At 34.2% G+C, this 14,685-nt stretch carries 16 protein-coding genes and 1 pseudogene; 11 read left to right on the top strand and 6 right to left on the bottom strand.

Annotated features, from left to right (window positions below):
* Positions 1–27: 27 nt before the first annotated feature.
* The 9 genes from HV560_RS04090 to HV560_RS04050 all read left to right on the top strand — a co-directional run bounded on the left by HV560_RS04090 (position 28) and on the right by HV560_RS04050 (position 8,246).
* Positions 28–351 (top strand): addiction module antidote protein, encoded by a 324-nt coding sequence (locus tag HV560_RS04090; RefSeq protein WP_176812214.1) that lies wholly within the window; start codon positions 28–30, stop codon positions 349–351.
* A gap of 8 nt (positions 352–359) precedes the next feature.
* Positions 360–665 carry a helix-turn-helix domain-containing protein gene (locus tag HV560_RS04085; protein WP_176812213.1) on the top strand — a complete coding sequence of 102 codons (306 nt, stop codon included), beginning with the start codon at positions 360–362 and terminating at the stop codon, positions 663–665.
* Positions 666–827: 162 nt separating this feature from the next.
* Positions 828–1,415 carry a Panacea domain-containing protein gene (locus tag HV560_RS04080; protein ID WP_176812212.1) on the top strand — a complete coding sequence of 196 codons (588 nt, stop codon included), beginning with the start codon at positions 828–830 and terminating at the stop codon, positions 1,413–1,415.
* Positions 1,408–1,863: a terminase gene (locus HV560_RS04075; RefSeq protein WP_176812211.1), complete on the top strand. Its 456-nt coding sequence runs from the start codon at positions 1,408–1,410 to the stop codon at positions 1,861–1,863. Before HV560_RS04080 ends, HV560_RS04075 begins: the two co-directional genes overlap by 8 nt.
* Before the next feature lie 314 nt (positions 1,864–2,177).
* Positions 2,178–2,864 carry a hypothetical protein gene (locus tag HV560_RS04070; RefSeq protein ID WP_176812210.1) on the top strand — a complete coding sequence of 229 codons (687 nt, stop codon included), beginning with the start codon at positions 2,178–2,180 and terminating at the stop codon, positions 2,862–2,864.
* Between the two features lie 150 nt (positions 2,865–3,014).
* Positions 3,015–4,286, top strand: coding sequence for a site-specific integrase (locus HV560_RS04065; RefSeq protein ID WP_176812209.1), 1,272 nt, complete (start codon positions 3,015–3,017; stop codon positions 4,284–4,286).
* Complete coding sequence (locus tag HV560_RS04060) at positions 4,279–5,799, top strand: site-specific integrase (protein WP_176812208.1); 1,521 nt, start codon at positions 4,279–4,281, stop codon at positions 5,797–5,799. The genes HV560_RS04065 and HV560_RS04060 overlap by 8 nt, the downstream gene beginning before the upstream one ends.
* A gap of 1 nt (position 5,800) precedes the next feature.
* Positions 5,801–7,840, top strand: a complete 2,040-nt coding sequence (locus HV560_RS04055) for an integrase (protein ID WP_176812207.1) — start codon at positions 5,801–5,803, stop codon at positions 7,838–7,840.
* 1 nt (position 7,841) lies between these two features.
* On the top strand, positions 7,842–8,246 hold the full coding sequence (locus HV560_RS04050) for a hypothetical protein (protein WP_040080879.1): 405 nt from the start codon (positions 7,842–7,844) through the stop codon (positions 8,244–8,246).
* A gap of 59 nt (positions 8,247–8,305) precedes the next feature.
* Here the strand turns inward: HV560_RS04050 and HV560_RS04045 are convergent, their stop codons facing one another.
* The 3 genes from HV560_RS04045 to HV560_RS04035 all read right to left on the bottom strand — a co-directional run bounded on the left by HV560_RS04045 (position 8,306) and on the right by HV560_RS04035 (position 10,143).
* Positions 8,306–8,749 (bottom strand): hypothetical protein, encoded by a 444-nt coding sequence (locus tag HV560_RS04045; RefSeq protein WP_176669973.1) that lies wholly within the window; start codon positions 8,747–8,749, stop codon positions 8,306–8,308.
* A 32-nt stretch (positions 8,750–8,781) separates the two neighbouring features.
* Positions 8,782–9,411 carry a hypothetical protein gene (locus HV560_RS04040; protein ID WP_176812206.1) on the bottom strand — a complete coding sequence of 210 codons (630 nt, stop codon included), beginning with the start codon at positions 9,409–9,411 and terminating at the stop codon, positions 8,782–8,784.
* An 87-nt stretch (positions 9,412–9,498) separates the two neighbouring features.
* Entirely contained in the window at positions 9,499–10,143 is a 645-nt protein-coding gene (locus tag HV560_RS04035; protein ID WP_176812205.1) for a hypothetical protein, read from the bottom strand.
* A gap of 154 nt (positions 10,144–10,297) precedes the next feature.
* Here HV560_RS04035 and HV560_RS04030 point away from each other — a divergent pair, with 154 nt between their 5' ends.
* Together HV560_RS04030 and HV560_RS04025 are read left to right on the top strand one after the other, a co-directional pair.
* Entirely contained in the window at positions 10,298–10,714 is a 417-nt protein-coding gene (locus HV560_RS04030; RefSeq protein ID WP_111313030.1) for a helix-turn-helix domain-containing protein, read from the top strand.
* Positions 10,715–10,757: 43 nt separating this feature from the next.
* Positions 10,758–11,840, top strand: a pseudogene (locus HV560_RS04025) (IS481 family transposase).
* Between the two features lie 59 nt (positions 11,841–11,899).
* On the opposite strand, the gene qatD reads toward HV560_RS04025, so the two are convergent.
* Genes qatD through HV560_RS04010 form a run of 3 tightly spaced genes read right to left on the bottom strand, consistent with a single transcriptional unit; the run spans position 11,900 to position 14,684 of the window.
* Entirely contained in the window at positions 11,900–12,631 is a 732-nt protein-coding gene (gene qatD / locus HV560_RS04020; protein ID WP_176812204.1) for a Qat anti-phage system TatD family nuclease QatD, read from the bottom strand.
* On the bottom strand, positions 12,628–13,944 hold the full coding sequence (gene qatC / locus HV560_RS04015; RefSeq protein WP_176808832.1) for a Qat anti-phage system QueC-like protein QatC: 1,317 nt from the start codon (positions 13,942–13,944) through the stop codon (positions 12,628–12,630). Before qatC ends, qatD begins: the two co-directional genes overlap by 4 nt.
* Positions 13,944–14,684 (bottom strand): hypothetical protein, encoded by a 741-nt coding sequence (locus tag HV560_RS04010; RefSeq protein ID WP_040080882.1) that lies wholly within the window; start codon positions 14,682–14,684, stop codon positions 13,944–13,946. The genes qatC and HV560_RS04010 overlap by 1 nt, the downstream gene beginning before the upstream one ends.
* Between the last annotated feature and the right edge of the window lies 1 nt (position 14,685).

Genomic DNA, 14,685 nt, shown 5'->3' with positions numbered 1-14,685 from the left:
TTTATAGGCAAATTTAAGAGGGCAGTAATGGAAGCAGTACAAATTAACGAAGAAATGGCAGATAAACACGGCTTACGCCCTTTTGATGTAGCGGAATTTCTAACTGACGAGGAAACTATACAAGCCTATTTAGCCGAAGTGTTGAAAGAGGGAGACCAAGACGAATTTCTAGAAGCCTTAAACGATATAGCAAGGGCTAGAGGAATGGCGGAACTTGCGAAGCAAACAGGGCTAGGAAGAGAGAGCCTATATAAAACCCTAGCCAAAGGTAGCAAGCCACGATTTGACACCATTCAAAAGATTTTAGGGGCTTTCAATTTAGTGCTTATTCCACAGGTTAAAAACATTTAAGGGTAACAATGAGCTTTTACAATGACTTAATGGAGGGCTTAACAGCAATGAAAGAACACCTCGAGGGCAAACGAACATTACGCACTGAAACGCTATCACGCCCTGAGCCATTACAGATTTCAGCCGATGAGGTAAAAGCTATTAGAGCAAGATTAAACCTCTCTCAAGCGGTATTTGCTCAACGTTTACGAACAAGCGTAAAAACCTATCAAGGGTGGGAGCAAGGGAAAAGTACCCCAAACCCACAGGCAACTATCCTTTTGCGATTAGTGGAACAATCTCCACAGGTATTTGAACAAATTGCCCGACTTTAAAAATGAGCCGTTGATCTGATGATTGGCGGCTTTTTATTTTCTACCTTGTGTTTACTATGCACCTATAAAACACTACTAAAGACTATACGGCTTTATTCGATAGCCATTTATCTTTATAATACCCATAAATGAAAGCCTAATTTATGAGGCAAAGGGGCAATTATGTTTGATGAATTAAAAGTAGCACAGGCAACGGCTTATTTATTAAATAAGGCTGGCGGCACAATGGAGCATATTAAGGTAATGAAATTGCTTTATCTTGCTGACCGCCTCTCTTGGCAAAGATATAGCTACTCTATTTCTAACGATGAATATTACTCTTTGCCGTATGGACCGGTATTAAGCAACACGCTAAACCTAATGCGAGGCGAAGAAGCGAGCCTTTACCAAAAAGGCAGCATTTGGGGTGATTGGATAGCCGATAAAGAAGATCATAAAATCAGCCTAAAAAAAGCCGTAGATACTACAGATGAATACTTTTTTGATTGCCTATCAGAAAGTGACACCGAAATTTTAGATGAAGTCTTTGCGACTTTCGGAAGCTATAAGCCTTTCGCCCTAGTAGAATATACGCATAATCCGAAATATATCCCCGAATGGGAAGATCCGCAGGGAAGAAGCAAGCCTATTTATTTAAAAACACTACTTGCTAATTTAGGTAAAACAGAAAGCGAAATCGAAAGCATATTAGAACAGCAAGAAGAACAAATGGCAGTGGATAAACTCTTGAATGGTTCAAATAATGCCTAAAATACAAAGACAGGTTACTATTCTACGCCCCACAAATTACGGTAAGGAAGAAAACAACTACAAGCACCTTTATATCTTGCTGACTGACCCCTGTTTTGATGGTGAAACCGGCAAAGAAGATATGATTTTAAATGTAAGCTGCTCTAGTATTAAGGGCGACAAAGCACTAGATGAAACTTGTATTTTAAAAGCCGGCATACACGAATTTATCACTAGAGACAGCTTTATTTTCTACCGCCATTTAAGAATTGACACCTTAGCAGATATACGTTCAAACATAGAACAAGGTTATTTCATTCAGAAAGCCTTAATCAATGATGAAATCTATCACGCTATATTGAAAGGCGTTCTATCGTCTAAATCGGTAGCAGCTAGATATAAACGCTTTCTAAAGAATGCTATCCGCCAAAATGCTTGCCCTGATATTGTGACTCAAAATGAACCTTAAGCCGTTGATGAAAATTGACGGCTTTTTATTTGCTCCTAGATATTCCAAATCAGTTCCGTATCCGTACCAATTCGGTACCAATCACGCCCCGATTGCGGTTCGATAACGTAAGAAATTTTTTTACAGGGAAATGACCGCTTGAACAGCCTCTTTTACTGTAATAAAATACAGCCTATCAAGTTCAATCCGTAACTATACGGATTTATTCAAATTAGTGTGGATAGTGGCGGAGTAGCTACCAAAACGAAAGGAGAAAGCCCTTTATTTCTCTTTCCACGCTCTCACAGTAAAGGGCAGCGTTAAAGGGGCGTTTTATGGCTGATCATAGTCAATTTATTTCAATACTTGAAAATCTTTCTAATCCCGTAATTTCCCTAAAAGACTTGATTGAAAAATTAGTTAGTTACACGAATAGAACGCCGGCATCTATTGCCGACAAGCTAGAGGGGCTTATTTTTGGTTTTCGTAAAGGAGGCTCACATAATCAGTATGATAATGCTTTTGTTTATTGTACGGTCTTTGAAATTGATCAAAGAGGGGAAAGGCATAGCTACGAACCTATGAGCAATCATTTCAAAGACACTTTTGATCATATCAAAGGTTATTTGAATGAAGTGATAGCAGATAATGCCTTCAATACCTTAGAACTTACCCGATTTACGGTAAGAGGATCTGAAATAGCAAAACTGATTAAATCCAAAATGCCTGAATTATTAGATAAAGTTCCTCAAACAAAAATAGAAACAATGAGCCAAAATCAAAGCGATTATATTTCTGTTTATGAGCTTATCGAATGGGCTAGAGAAAAGAGTAAAAAAGATGTTGGTTTTTCAGCTAATCAATTATTGTTAGAGCTAACAGGGAAACACATTCAAACCTATAAACGCTCCATTCTTACAGAAAAAATCACTTATTCAGATAAACAGATTGGCAAATTACTACTTTTCGCTTTTCAAAATAACGGCTACAACGAAATAAATTTTGATGATATTCCTTTTTGAGATACGTATATATCTAAACTGTCAAAATAAATCATAGAGTATCTAGGTAGAGCCTTGTAAAACAAGGCTCTACTTTTTTTACATTTATTTTGACTAGTTATATCTTTGTTGTTAGTATTTATATATATTTGTTTGTAAAATTAAAGTCATATGCATAGATTAGAAACAATCCTTTTTACGAATGGGGAACGCTTTCCTTTATTGGTTAATAAAAAAACAGAACTACCTGATTTCTATTCCACTTTGTGGGTTACTCTAGAATTACGATATTCTGCCGTAAATACAATTAGAAACAAATTAGTGACCTTACAATGGTTAATGGAGTGGGAAAATAATAACCACTTAATAATCAGTGATTTAGTTAAAAACGAAAAACTGCTGACTGAAAGTGAATTAGAATCTCTTTTTAGGCACATGCAAATAAATGCTGCTAAACAGAAAAAGACTAACTATGTAAAGAAGCGTTTTGTTACAAAGGGACGCACTCAGTTTATTGATAGCTATCCATCTGTATCGCTTAGTCATAAATATAATAGGCTAACTACTCTTTCAGACTATATTTTATTTCTATCTAAAAGCATAAAAATCTCCGACGGATACAGGAAAAATTTAATGGAAATTATCTCATTAATTAAAGCTCATAGACCTAAAAATCATAAAGTACCCTTAATAAAATTAGAGAGTGAATTACCTGATGGACTTTTGGATGAGTTTATGTCTATTGCAAATTTTTCAAATCCGAATAATCCATTTCGAGATATTGGCATTAGAAAACGAAATCACTTAATGTTTATTTTACTAAAAGATCTTGGTATTAGAAGAGGTGAGTTACTATCAATCAAAATAGATTGTATTGATATAGCAACAGCTAGACCTTCAATTCTTATTAAAAGAACACATGATGACAAATATGATACAAGGAGGAATCAGGCTGTAGCTAAGACAAAAGAGCGTAGATTACCTATTTCAAATCATATAGCTCAGCTTATAGATGATTATATTATGAATTATCGCTCTAAAATCCCTTATGCCAATAAGCATCCTTATCTATTTGTAACTCATCGTAAAGGAAAAACATTAGGCCACCCTATTAGTACAAGTTCTTTTGACAATGTTATTGTACCGACAATGAAAAAAGTAAATCAAAAATTTTCTATTATTCATCCTCATATATTTCGCCATGAATGGAATCTAGAATTTTCAAGAAAAATAGATAAAAATAATGCTGAATTAAAACATAATATTTCTCATAAAGACTTTATTTCCCCTGAAAAAGAAATCAAAATGAGGCAACACCTGATGGGACATACATCAGAAAGATCGGCACATGTTTATAACCAACGTTATATTCGCGAAAAAGCTGATAAAATTTTATTAGAGATACAGAAAGATTTCCAAGAAAAGGTCAATAATTATGAGTAAAAATAAATTTCCAAGAAAATCAAGAGATGGATATGAATTTTATGAGCATGAAAATTCCTGGCATATCAGTAAAGACATTATAATTAACTTTTCTCAAATTGTATTAGATATAGATAAGAAAACACTAAATGGTTTTAAGAAAACATTGGCTATATATGCTGAAAAATACTCTAGTTATCATACCATTAATATGTATAAGAGATTTAAAGAGCTAGTAATAGATACTAATTTAAAAGTAATTGATGTCCCAGCGATATTAAATTGGAAAGCTATCTTAGGAAAAAAGAATGAATGGTATTTAGGCGCATTAAAAGGATTTTTACTCTCTTGGTATGAATATGGATATGATGGGATTGATAAATCTGTAGTCTCCTTACTTGAAAGTTTTACCTTAAGTGGAAATGATAAAGGAATATCAGTATTAACAAGGTGCCCTTACACTGGCGCATTTACTCAAAATGAAATTTTAGCTTTAATGTTTGAGCTGTCTAGGCTCTGGAAAGAAGATCTTATTTCATTTGAAACATATGCCTATATTCATTTATTACAAGCTACTGCAAGACGACCAATACAAATACGTCATTTGAAATTTGAAGATCTAAGAAAGGAAATATCAGAAGGTACTTGGAATTATTATCTATATATACCTAGTGCTAAAAAAAGAGGTGCTCTATTTAGAGAGAGTTTTAAAAAACTGGCTATAACAGAGGATTTATACCTAATTTTGTTGAATTTTATAGAGCAACAATATAATAAATTACTAAAAATTATAGATGAGAAATTTATTGTTAATCACAAAATGAAATTACCCATGTTCATAGATTGGAAATGTCTATTAGGAAATATAGAAAATAAGAAGTTTGATTTATCTTTATTAGATAAAGATATTTTCCATTATTCCTCTTCCGAATTAGAATTTCGTGTATTGCGTAAATTCTGTATCCTACAAAAAGCTATTTCAGAGCGAACTGGTGAAATTATTCATGTTAGTGCTAGAAGGTTTCGTTATACCCGAGGAACAAATTTGGGACGAAAAGGTGTCGGTGCTCATATCATTGCAGAACTTTTAGACCATTCTGATACACAAAATGTCAAAGTTTATACTGAAAATACAGCAGATACCGTTCAATACATCGATCGTACTATAGGGAAAGATATGGGAAAGTTAGCCCAAGCGTTCGCAGGAAAAATTATAGAGAATTTATATGAGAGTGAAAGAGGACATGACCCTCAATCATTTATAACCAATAATGGTTCAGATACAATTGGAGCATGTGGTACAAATAAATTTTGTATAAGTAGCTATGAGAATTGCTATTTATGCCCGAAATTTAGACCATTACTTAATGGCCCACATCAAGAAATTTTAGATAAACTCTATAAGGAGAAGGAAGAGCGCTTTAAAAAAACTAAGAATATAGATTATGCTTCTTCTAAAGATCGTATTATTTTGGCTGTCGAATATGTAGTTCAAGCTTGTAATGAGATGAAAAGAGTTAGGGGGAAACATTAATATGAATAATCCAATTTTTACTCCAATACATAATAATCCTGAATTAAATTTAGCCCAATTTATTGATTTTTGTAAAAATAGACTTACTGCCTTTGGGAATGACTGCTGGGAAAATAATCAATGGAAGGCAAAGTTTGGTATATATTCGGTTCAAGTTCGTTTTTCTACAGATAGAATTAAGTCGACAGCCTATAAATATGAGCCATTATCAGAGCCATTTATTGATTTCGCAAAGGCATATATTCTTTATACATATTCTCTACAACCAATTAGACAATTAGCAAGACACATTGAAGCATTACGTTTAGTTGAAATGGCTCTTTACAATGTAAAATCTAGTGCAGACATATTACTCTTAGATTATTTAGTCATTAGAGAAGTTGAGTCTTTAGCTATGAAAAAATATGAAAAAGGCTCAGACTCAATTAATAAATTGGGATATCAACTTGAAAAATTATTCGATTTTTGTCGAATAAATTATATTACTCCTAATTTACCCATATGGAACAATCCTTATAAGCGCCCGAGAGACTTAACTATACTGCTTGATGAAAAGGGAAAAGAATATCGCTCTCAAAAAATGCCAACAGATGAGGAGATGATGTTGGTAGCAAAATTGTTTCATGATGCCCCTAATTTGGACAAGGAAACAGAATACTATACAGCTATTATGGCATTACTTATGGTTGCACCATCTCGTTGTTCAGAGTTAATATCTCTTTCTATTAATTGTTTAGAATGGGAAGAAGATAGCCTAGGAAATAAACAATTGGGTATTCGCTGGATACCGGCTAAAAATGGCAAGGAGGGGTTAAAATGGGTTCCTAGTAGTATGCAAGGTGTCATTGTAGAAGCTGTTAAACGTTTAACGGATATTAGTTACCTTGCTAGGAAAGCTGCAAGGTTTGCTGAGGAGAATCCTAATAAGTTGATGTTTTTGGATACCAACATCCAGTCAGACTCTTCTTTATTAATGAAATCTTTAACTGAGATTGAAATAGGTAATATCTTAGGAATTGATGGAAGAAATGGAATTAATACTAAATGGTTTAAAAAGCTAATGAATGAAAATAATGGAATTATAACTTATGATACCCTAGGGAGGTTTTTATATAGAAAATATACTTCAAAATTTAATTTTTGGCCATACGCAGATAAAAATAAAAAGGTTAAAGTCTCCGAAACATTATTACTATTTAGGGAAAACGAGTTTCATGATGATTTTTCACCTAAAAATTTTTCCTTTATTTTACCGACTGTTAATCAAATTAATGATAGATTCTGCTATTCAGAGACCAGACCTAAAACATCATTATGGGAAAAACATTGCATAGGAACATCAAAAGGTGAATTCATCAAATTACCATCACATAATGCAAGACATTGGCTAAGTACAAAAGCGGAAAGAGGAGGTATGGATGAACTAACTTTAGCTAATTGGGCAGGAAGAGCAAGAGTTGCTGATAATAAATTTTATGACCATAGAACAGAAAAGGAAAAAAGTGAAGAGGCTAGAGATTTACTAATTTCGGAAGATATTTCAATTTTAGATAAAATTCATTTAAAACTTCCTATTACCTATGAAGATTTAGGAAAAGATAGAGTTGGAGTTGCGATCATAACAGAAATAGGTGTTTGCGAGCATGATTATGCAATGTCTCCATGCTCACGTCATGGTGAATGTGAAACATGTAAAGAACTTGTTTGTATAAAAGGTCTAGAATCATCTTTAGAAATCTTAAAAGAGAGAGAACAACTACTTATGGAACAATTCACTAGAGCTAAAAAACATCATAAAATGGGGGATTTTGGAGCTGATAGATGGATAAGTAATTTAGGGTGGCGACTAACACATATAAGAACAAAAATTAAGTTTTTAGAAAATAATGATATCCCGAATGGGGCATTATTGAGAATGCCTGACGAGTATGATCCATCACCAGTGAAATTATCTTTGCTAGAAAAAGGAATGGATGTGGATATTCAAAAAGAAGAAACAGCCAAATTAGATGATGATTTATATAGATTGATGGAGTTTTAATATGCCGAAGATTCTTATTACAGAAGAAAATTTAGAAGAAATTTTATTACTCATTAATACGTGGGATAGTAAATTAACATGGGACTTACTTTGCCATAAAGTTGCAGAATTATTAAATGTTAGAAGTATTGAGAGACAATCTTTGGCAAATTATCCAGACATTCAAAAAGCATTTAGTAAACGAAAACAAAAAATAAAAGAACAGGAAGCTGCTATTCCTGAAAAAAATGTAACTATAGATTATCTAAAAAAGCAGGTAAATAATTTAAAGGCTCAAGTTCAACGCTTAGAGGAGATTAATGATAGATATAAAAAAACATTTATTATATGGCAATATAATGCTTATATGAAAGGTATGACAGAGAATGATTTGAATAAGCCATTAGTAGCAGTAAATAGACAATAAATTATTATGATTAGCCACCATTTAAGGTGGCTAATGATTAGGAGTATCTTGCTAAATATTTAAGGACAACGATAGTACCGTTTACCATCAATAACAAGCGTATTTGGGTTTACTAATTTTGCATTGAGTGTTTCTTGAGTAATATTGTTCGTAGAATCAGGATCGACATCTTGTGAAGTCACTTCTACTTGTGCATTAAAAGTATTCTCTGTTAATGAATTAAATTTAATCACTTTATAGCTCGACCAAGTAAGTAGTTCTAAATGGTTTTGCTGTGGGGTAATAATCCATATCACTTGCTCAAAATTTCCCGAACTTGGGTTGCAATATTGATAAGATGATTTTTTCTTGTTTACCCATTTACCTGCAAAACCATCAGGGATAGTTGGTGCTACCTGCTGATTTTGTTGTGGTTTGAGTATAGTACCTAAATCTAAATTAGCACAAGCAGATAACATACTGCTAACAGCCAATACAGATATCAATTTAAAATGTTTTTTCATATAAAGTCCTTAATCTGATAATATAAGAGTTTTTATTTTCTCGAAAATTCTTTGCGATTAAATTCTGAGATGTGTCCACAACAGGTACATTTTAAAAGATATCTATAATAATTAGTTGTACCGACCTTATTACTATATTCTTCACGCAAACCATTACCATGTTTTATAGACCAATTTTCATAATGTGATTTTGAACCAGTATTTTTACTATCTAAAACGATAGCCTTTTCACAATAACAAACAGGGCAGAAATATCTGCGAGAGCATAAATGAATACCAATTATGCAAAATATAATAGAAAAACCGAGTACATAAAAAACATTGCCATCGAATAATTGGAAGAAAAAGTTATCATTACTAGCGAATAAGGCACTAAATCCAGCAACTGCTCCAATAAAGAAGAAAGCAATTCCGATACATACTCTAAAATGTCTATTTTTACTATTTTCCTGACGTAAAGATTTTAGTTTTTCATCTACTTTAGGAAGATATTGCTCTAATGTTCCTGTGGTGTTATGAGAGAACTTAAGAAATTTAGCTATAATAGGTATATGAGTTAAGTTAAATTTTGTAAAGATAAAAACTAATATCTTCAGTAGAATTATAATAGCTTTTGAAAGCCCTTCCCGTAATTGTTTTAGTTCTTTAATTAGTTGATTCATAAAAACCTCATTACTTAATAATATTCAATTATTATGTGTACTCTTTATCTACTTTTGTAAATCTGAGCCTACTTTCCTCATAGAGAATCAGTCATTAAATGAATCATTCCCATAGTCTTTAATCGTTTTCTCATACCCTAAACTTTTACAAGTTGGCAATTTATTAAAAAAGGTAACGTTTGTACTTGAATCAGCAGAACCACTCTCGGAATTTTCTATCATATACAGAGAAGAACTGTCCTTAGTTGTCAATTTATAGAATGGGAGAGTTCTTCTATAATCAGAACAATGTTGTTTTAACTGAGAGATTTTGATGTCATTAGGATTCAAGTTGAAGATTTTATAGAAATTTGAGTGAGAAAAATTAACGACGGATCTAAATGATAGGCTTACATCTTTCACCTTGTTATTCACTACTTCTACACTAGGGCGTACGACATTTGTAAAGTTCCAAGATAAGGCTGGATCGTAATAATTAAATGTAGTCTCATTTACAAGACTTGATGAAAACTTAAATACTTGGTGTGTACCATCTTCATCAACGAAGATAGTAAGATTCTGTCTCAAGAGAGGTAATACCGTAGCTGCATTATCTGTAATGGCATATTGCTCATAAAATGTGAGAGGTGGCATCTGATTATTAGATGTCGCAAGGTTTGTTGCAAGAGATTGAAGCTCTGCACAAGATGTTAGAGCAAGGGTAAATGGTAATAAAATAAGATGCTTTTTCATGTTTAAAACCCTAAAGTTTGTTGAATGTCAAGTTAAAATATGGGAGAATTCAATAATCAATTCTATTGAATTATGCTCATATAATGTAGCCACTTGTAGTAGTTATTCATTACCACTACAAGTGTGTATCACCAACAATCAATAACTAAAAAACATGGATATCAACGAGAAAATTCGTAAGCTACGAGAAAGTAACTCGTGGTCACAAGAGCAAATGGCTGAGAAGCTAAATATGTCTTTAAATGGCTATGCCAAGATTGAACGAGGTGAGAGTAAAATCTACCTAGAGAAACTTGAGCAAATAGCCCAAGTGTTTGATATTGATATTGTTGAACTTATGCAATCTGATGGTAAAAATATCTGTTTTCAAATTGAATCACCCTTAGGCTCTGTATATCAAGGTGGTGGAGAGACTCAGTTACTTATTGAGATTGAACGCTTAAAGCTAGCACTTTCTCATGCAAATGAAAAGGAATGTCTATTGAATAGGTTGCTTGAGCAGAAGGATAGTGAAATTAAGGCCTTGAAAGATTTAATCAAAACGGTTCTTCCTGTAGAAGATCAGACTTGATCTGACAATTCACTCTAAAAAGTGAGAGTTTCCCGTTTAGAATATGAGTGTCCAAATTCAATCTAAACAAAAAAGGAAACTCTCATGTTTTATTACTTACAATCCCCTTATTAAACACAAGACCGGTTTATTAAATTTAGCAGAAGAACTGGGCAATATCTCTCAAGCCTGTAAGGTGATGGGGATGAGTCCAGATACATTCTATCGCTATCAACAAGCGGTTGAGCAAGGTGGGGTGGATGCCTTACTTAATCAAAATCGGCGTATTCCTAATCTAAAAAATCGTGTGGATGAGGCAACAGAGCAAGCTGTTGTGAAGTTTGCATTCGATAATCCGGCATTTGGGCAGGTACGAGTCAGTAACGAACTCCGTAAACAAGGTATTTTTATTTCAGCAGGTGGTGTGCGTTCTATTTAGCTACGCCATAATCTCGCTAACTTTAAACAGCGTTTAAAGGCGTTAGAAAAAGCAGTGGCTGAGAAAGGCATAATTCTGAGTGAAAACCAAGTTCAAGCCTTGGAGCGTAAAAAAGAAGACGATGTGGCTTGTGGCGAAATTGAAACGGCTCATCCGGGCTATCTAGGTTCACAAGATACCTTCTATGTGGGGAATCTTAAGGGGGTTGGACGCATTTATCAACAGACCTTTATTGATACTTATAGTAAAGTCGCATTTGCAAAACTGTATACGATGAAGACAGTAATTAGTGCAGCAGATATGCTCAATGATAAAGTCCTACCGTTCTTTGAGTCCTAAGGATTACCGATGTGGCGTATTCTTACCGACCGAGGCAGTGAGTACTGTGGCAAGGTGGAAAATCACGATTATGAGCTTTATTTAGCGATAAATGACATAGAGCATACGAAAACGAAAGTGAAGCATCCCCAGACGAATGGTATCTGCGAACGCTTCCATAAGACGATTTTACAAGAGTTTTACCAAGTCGTATTTAGGAAGACAATTTATATGGATTTAGCGACATTACAAGCGGATTTAGATGAATGGTTAATGTATTATAATCATCATCGAACTCATCAAGGAAAAATGTGCTGCGGCAGAACACCAATGGACACATTACTTGATGGAAAACGGATTTGGGCGGAAAAGCATTTAAGCTCAAATTAATCTGACAGACACTATAATTTTAAACGGGAACTGTCAGATTAGGTTTGATCTTCTACAGTTTATATATGTTTTGAAACTAAGCTAAAGAGATTTTGTCTCAATATATTTTCAGTTTCTAAAATATTCATCCTCCACATATCTGCCAATATTGCAATGGCAATATTAGCATTCCAAGGGAATAAAGCTTGTGTTTTAAAATTCCCAAAAGGTCCATCAGTTTCAATTAATATTTTTTCTATTGGCATAAGTTGAGCTAAACCATATCCCTTTTTACTACTCAACATTGCAGGTCCAACCGAGAAATAACAGCCTATTTCAACTGCTCGCTTTAACTGCTGTTTGGTACCCGAAAACCAATGAAGAATTGGTAAATTGTCATTTATTTGACTCAATTCATCTAGTACAGCACTAGCACTCATTCTAGAGTGTATGCTTAATATTTTACCACCAGCTTTTGCTGAGCTTCTTAAAATATGACGAAAAACCTTTAATTGGGTTTCCCAATATGGCTTAAACTCTCTTCCACCATCTAAGCCAATTTCACCCACATAGCGAGTTTGGTTTAACAAAGCATCAAACAATTCTAATTCTTGCCAACGTTCGTGAGCTAATTGGGGATGTAATCCCAAAGCGGTACGAATACGAGAACAATCTTTTGCTAATAAACTTGTGCCATACCACGCTTTTGGTGTAGTTGTAACAGATAAGACATACAGATTCTCATCTTGACATCGTTCCACTACATATTGTGGATTGGAATATAAATCCAAATGACAATGCATATCCATCATAATATTTGGTTCGCTATTAAAAGTTGTTCTACTTCGTTCAATCCATCCACAAAAACATTTGCAAACTGATTTAATTGTTGAATAGGTAATCGGCCACTTTGTAAAACCCATTGATTTATATTGCGATCATTTTTTTGATGAATAGCTCTTATTAAAGCAAACAAATCATCTTTTCTATCCTGATTTATTAAAATTTGCCGAATATCATTAAATTCATATTGAGCATCATTGGTAATCCCAGCATAATGCAATGAGGCTCTACGAATCAAACAGGGAACGCAAACCCCACATTGTTGGTTTTTGCGTTTCCAATGGCTACACGACACGGTATCAGGGATAATTTGTCGCAATAATGGTAAATTTTTACATTCTGCTATCATTTGACCTTTCGTTTTAAATTGATAAGGATTTTTTAAAGTAAAAGGAATGTTGACCGCAGTGAATAATTTTTGTATTTCTTGAATAAAATAAGGATGCGTGGTACGGGTACTCAAAGTACCAACTCTGAGTGAGGTTAAAGGGGCATTGATTGAAATAACCCCATTTTCAGGTACGAAAATATCAATCTCTTTTTGAATAACTTCCTGTAATGCATAAGCTGATACAACTGCAAATGCCAAGAAATTTAAACTTCTGGTTCGCATTGTAATTTCAGTTGCCCCGCCATTGTTTAAATGTGGCTGTGCAATTGCATTAAATTGGGAAAATTGATTGGCATAACGACTTTGGTTAAATTTTTCAACAATCATTTGCTGGCGTGATTTATCGCCTTTATAAGAATGACTAACCAATACAGGTGAATAACCCTGTTCTAATAAATCAATCGCCCCAATCGCTGAATCCAAACCACCAGAAAATAAGCAAACGCAGCCTTTATTTCTCAGATCCACCAATTTAGCTCTGCTATTTAATTTATGGGGCTGCGGTGGTAATTTCCCTCCTGCCTGAAAATTAAATTGCCAAATATCACCACTTAGAAAATGTAAAATTTGCTCTAAATGAGTTTTGTTTGCTTGCCAAATATCAGGCTGGCACAAAGGTAAAGTAATGGATAAAGAACGACACCAACCATTTGCAGTATCTTTTCGCAAAACAAAAGTATCTGCTGCCGTAACTGCCAAAGCAATCGTCAAAAAATCCATTACGACATCACTGGGCTCAATACTCAATCTTTTTACTTCATCCAAAACCTTATTACCAATGTTAGCAATTTGTAGTTTTTTGTTGCCTACTCCATACAAATGAACAGGTATTACACCGTTTGGTAGATTTTTTAATTGTTCAATGTCGTGATGAAAAACCAATTGGGTCATCAGTAATCCTCCCATTCTTCCCAAATTTCCAAAATAGCTTGATTTTGAATTTCTTGCATTTGTTCAGTTGTTAGCTGGCAAATATCATCAGTAAACTTAGGGGCAAGCGTAATATCCACCACTTCACGAATGAGTTGTCGTAAAGCATTTTCCACTTCGGCAATTTGCACAGGATTATCGCCTTTCTTCCACGCTTTACCAGCATCGTGTGCAATTTGTAGGAAAATACTTTCAGTTAAATAACAAATCATCATTTTACCGATGACTTCAATGGTAACGCTATTTTCATCAAATGTTGTCATTCCTTCCAATGCTTCTGATAAAGCAATATTCATTGCATAACGAATTTTGTCTGAATCTCCGTGATGACCCGCCAAAAGTTCGGTAATTTGGTTGATGACTGCATCGCAAGGCTGACCATTTAAACTGTGTAAATTAACCAAATATTGTTGCTGCTGGCTACCTGAAAAAATACCAAATAAGCCAGCACCGGCTTGGGTGATTTTTCCTGATTTTTGTACAGCAATATGCTTACCGCCACTGGCTTTTCGGGCATAATGACCGAGTGCTTTACGCACTTCCTCACGCCCACCACCTCTCACAGCCCTACCGATTGCTTGACGCAATCCTTTTGTTCTTTGTGGGTCTGGTGTCTGTGGTTGTGTTTGACTACCATCAACCCAAGCAGGTAATAGAGGGGAGCGACCATTTGGTCCTACGCTAGATTGTGAAGTGCCCATT

The organism is Mannheimia pernigra (assembly GCF_013377995.1).
Lineage (GTDB): Bacteria > Pseudomonadota > Gammaproteobacteria > Enterobacterales > Pasteurellaceae > Mannheimia > Mannheimia pernigra.
Note: the sequence above shows the minus strand (reverse complement) of the source record. Positions and strands in the feature narration are given on the sequence as shown.

Bases quoted from the DNA above. Each gene is read 5' to 3' on its own strand.
- HV560_RS04055 (WP_176812207.1), top strand. From the start codon at position 5,801: ATGAATAATCCAATTTTTACTCCAATACATAATAATCCTGAATTAAAT.
- HV560_RS04090 (WP_176812214.1), top strand. From the start codon at position 28: ATGGAAGCAGTACAAATTAACGAAGAAATGGCAGATAAACACGGCTTA.
- qatD (WP_176812204.1), bottom strand. From the start codon at position 12,631: ATGATGGATATGCATTGTCATTTGGATTTATATTCCAATCCACAATAT.
- HV560_RS04080 (WP_176812212.1), top strand. From the start codon at position 828: ATGTTTGATGAATTAAAAGTAGCACAGGCAACGGCTTATTTATTAAAT.
- HV560_RS04050 (WP_040080879.1), top strand. From the start codon at position 7,842: ATGCCGAAGATTCTTATTACAGAAGAAAATTTAGAAGAAATTTTATTA.
- HV560_RS04060 (WP_176812208.1), top strand. From the start codon at position 4,279: ATGAGTAAAAATAAATTTCCAAGAAAATCAAGAGATGGATATGAATTT.
- qatC (WP_176808832.1), bottom strand. From the start codon at position 13,944: ATGACCCAATTGGTTTTTCATCACGACATTGAACAATTAAAAAATCTA.
- HV560_RS04030 (WP_111313030.1), top strand. From the start codon at position 10,298: ATGGATATCAACGAGAAAATTCGTAAGCTACGAGAAAGTAACTCGTGG.
- HV560_RS04085 (WP_176812213.1), top strand. From the start codon at position 360: ATGAGCTTTTACAATGACTTAATGGAGGGCTTAACAGCAATGAAAGAA.
- HV560_RS04075 (WP_176812211.1), top strand. From the start codon at position 1,408: ATGCCTAAAATACAAAGACAGGTTACTATTCTACGCCCCACAAATTAC.
- HV560_RS04010 (WP_040080882.1), bottom strand. From the start codon at position 14,684: ATGGGCACTTCACAATCTAGCGTAGGACCAAATGGTCGCTCCCCTCTA.
- HV560_RS04040 (WP_176812206.1), bottom strand. From the start codon at position 9,411: ATGAATCAACTAATTAAAGAACTAAAACAATTACGGGAAGGGCTTTCA.
- HV560_RS04065 (WP_176812209.1), top strand. From the start codon at position 3,015: ATGCATAGATTAGAAACAATCCTTTTTACGAATGGGGAACGCTTTCCT.
- HV560_RS04070 (WP_176812210.1), top strand. From the start codon at position 2,178: ATGGCTGATCATAGTCAATTTATTTCAATACTTGAAAATCTTTCTAAT.
- HV560_RS04035 (WP_176812205.1), bottom strand. From the start codon at position 10,143: ATGAAAAAGCATCTTATTTTATTACCATTTACCCTTGCTCTAACATCT.
- HV560_RS04045 (WP_176669973.1), bottom strand. From the start codon at position 8,749: ATGAAAAAACATTTTAAATTGATATCTGTATTGGCTGTTAGCAGTATG.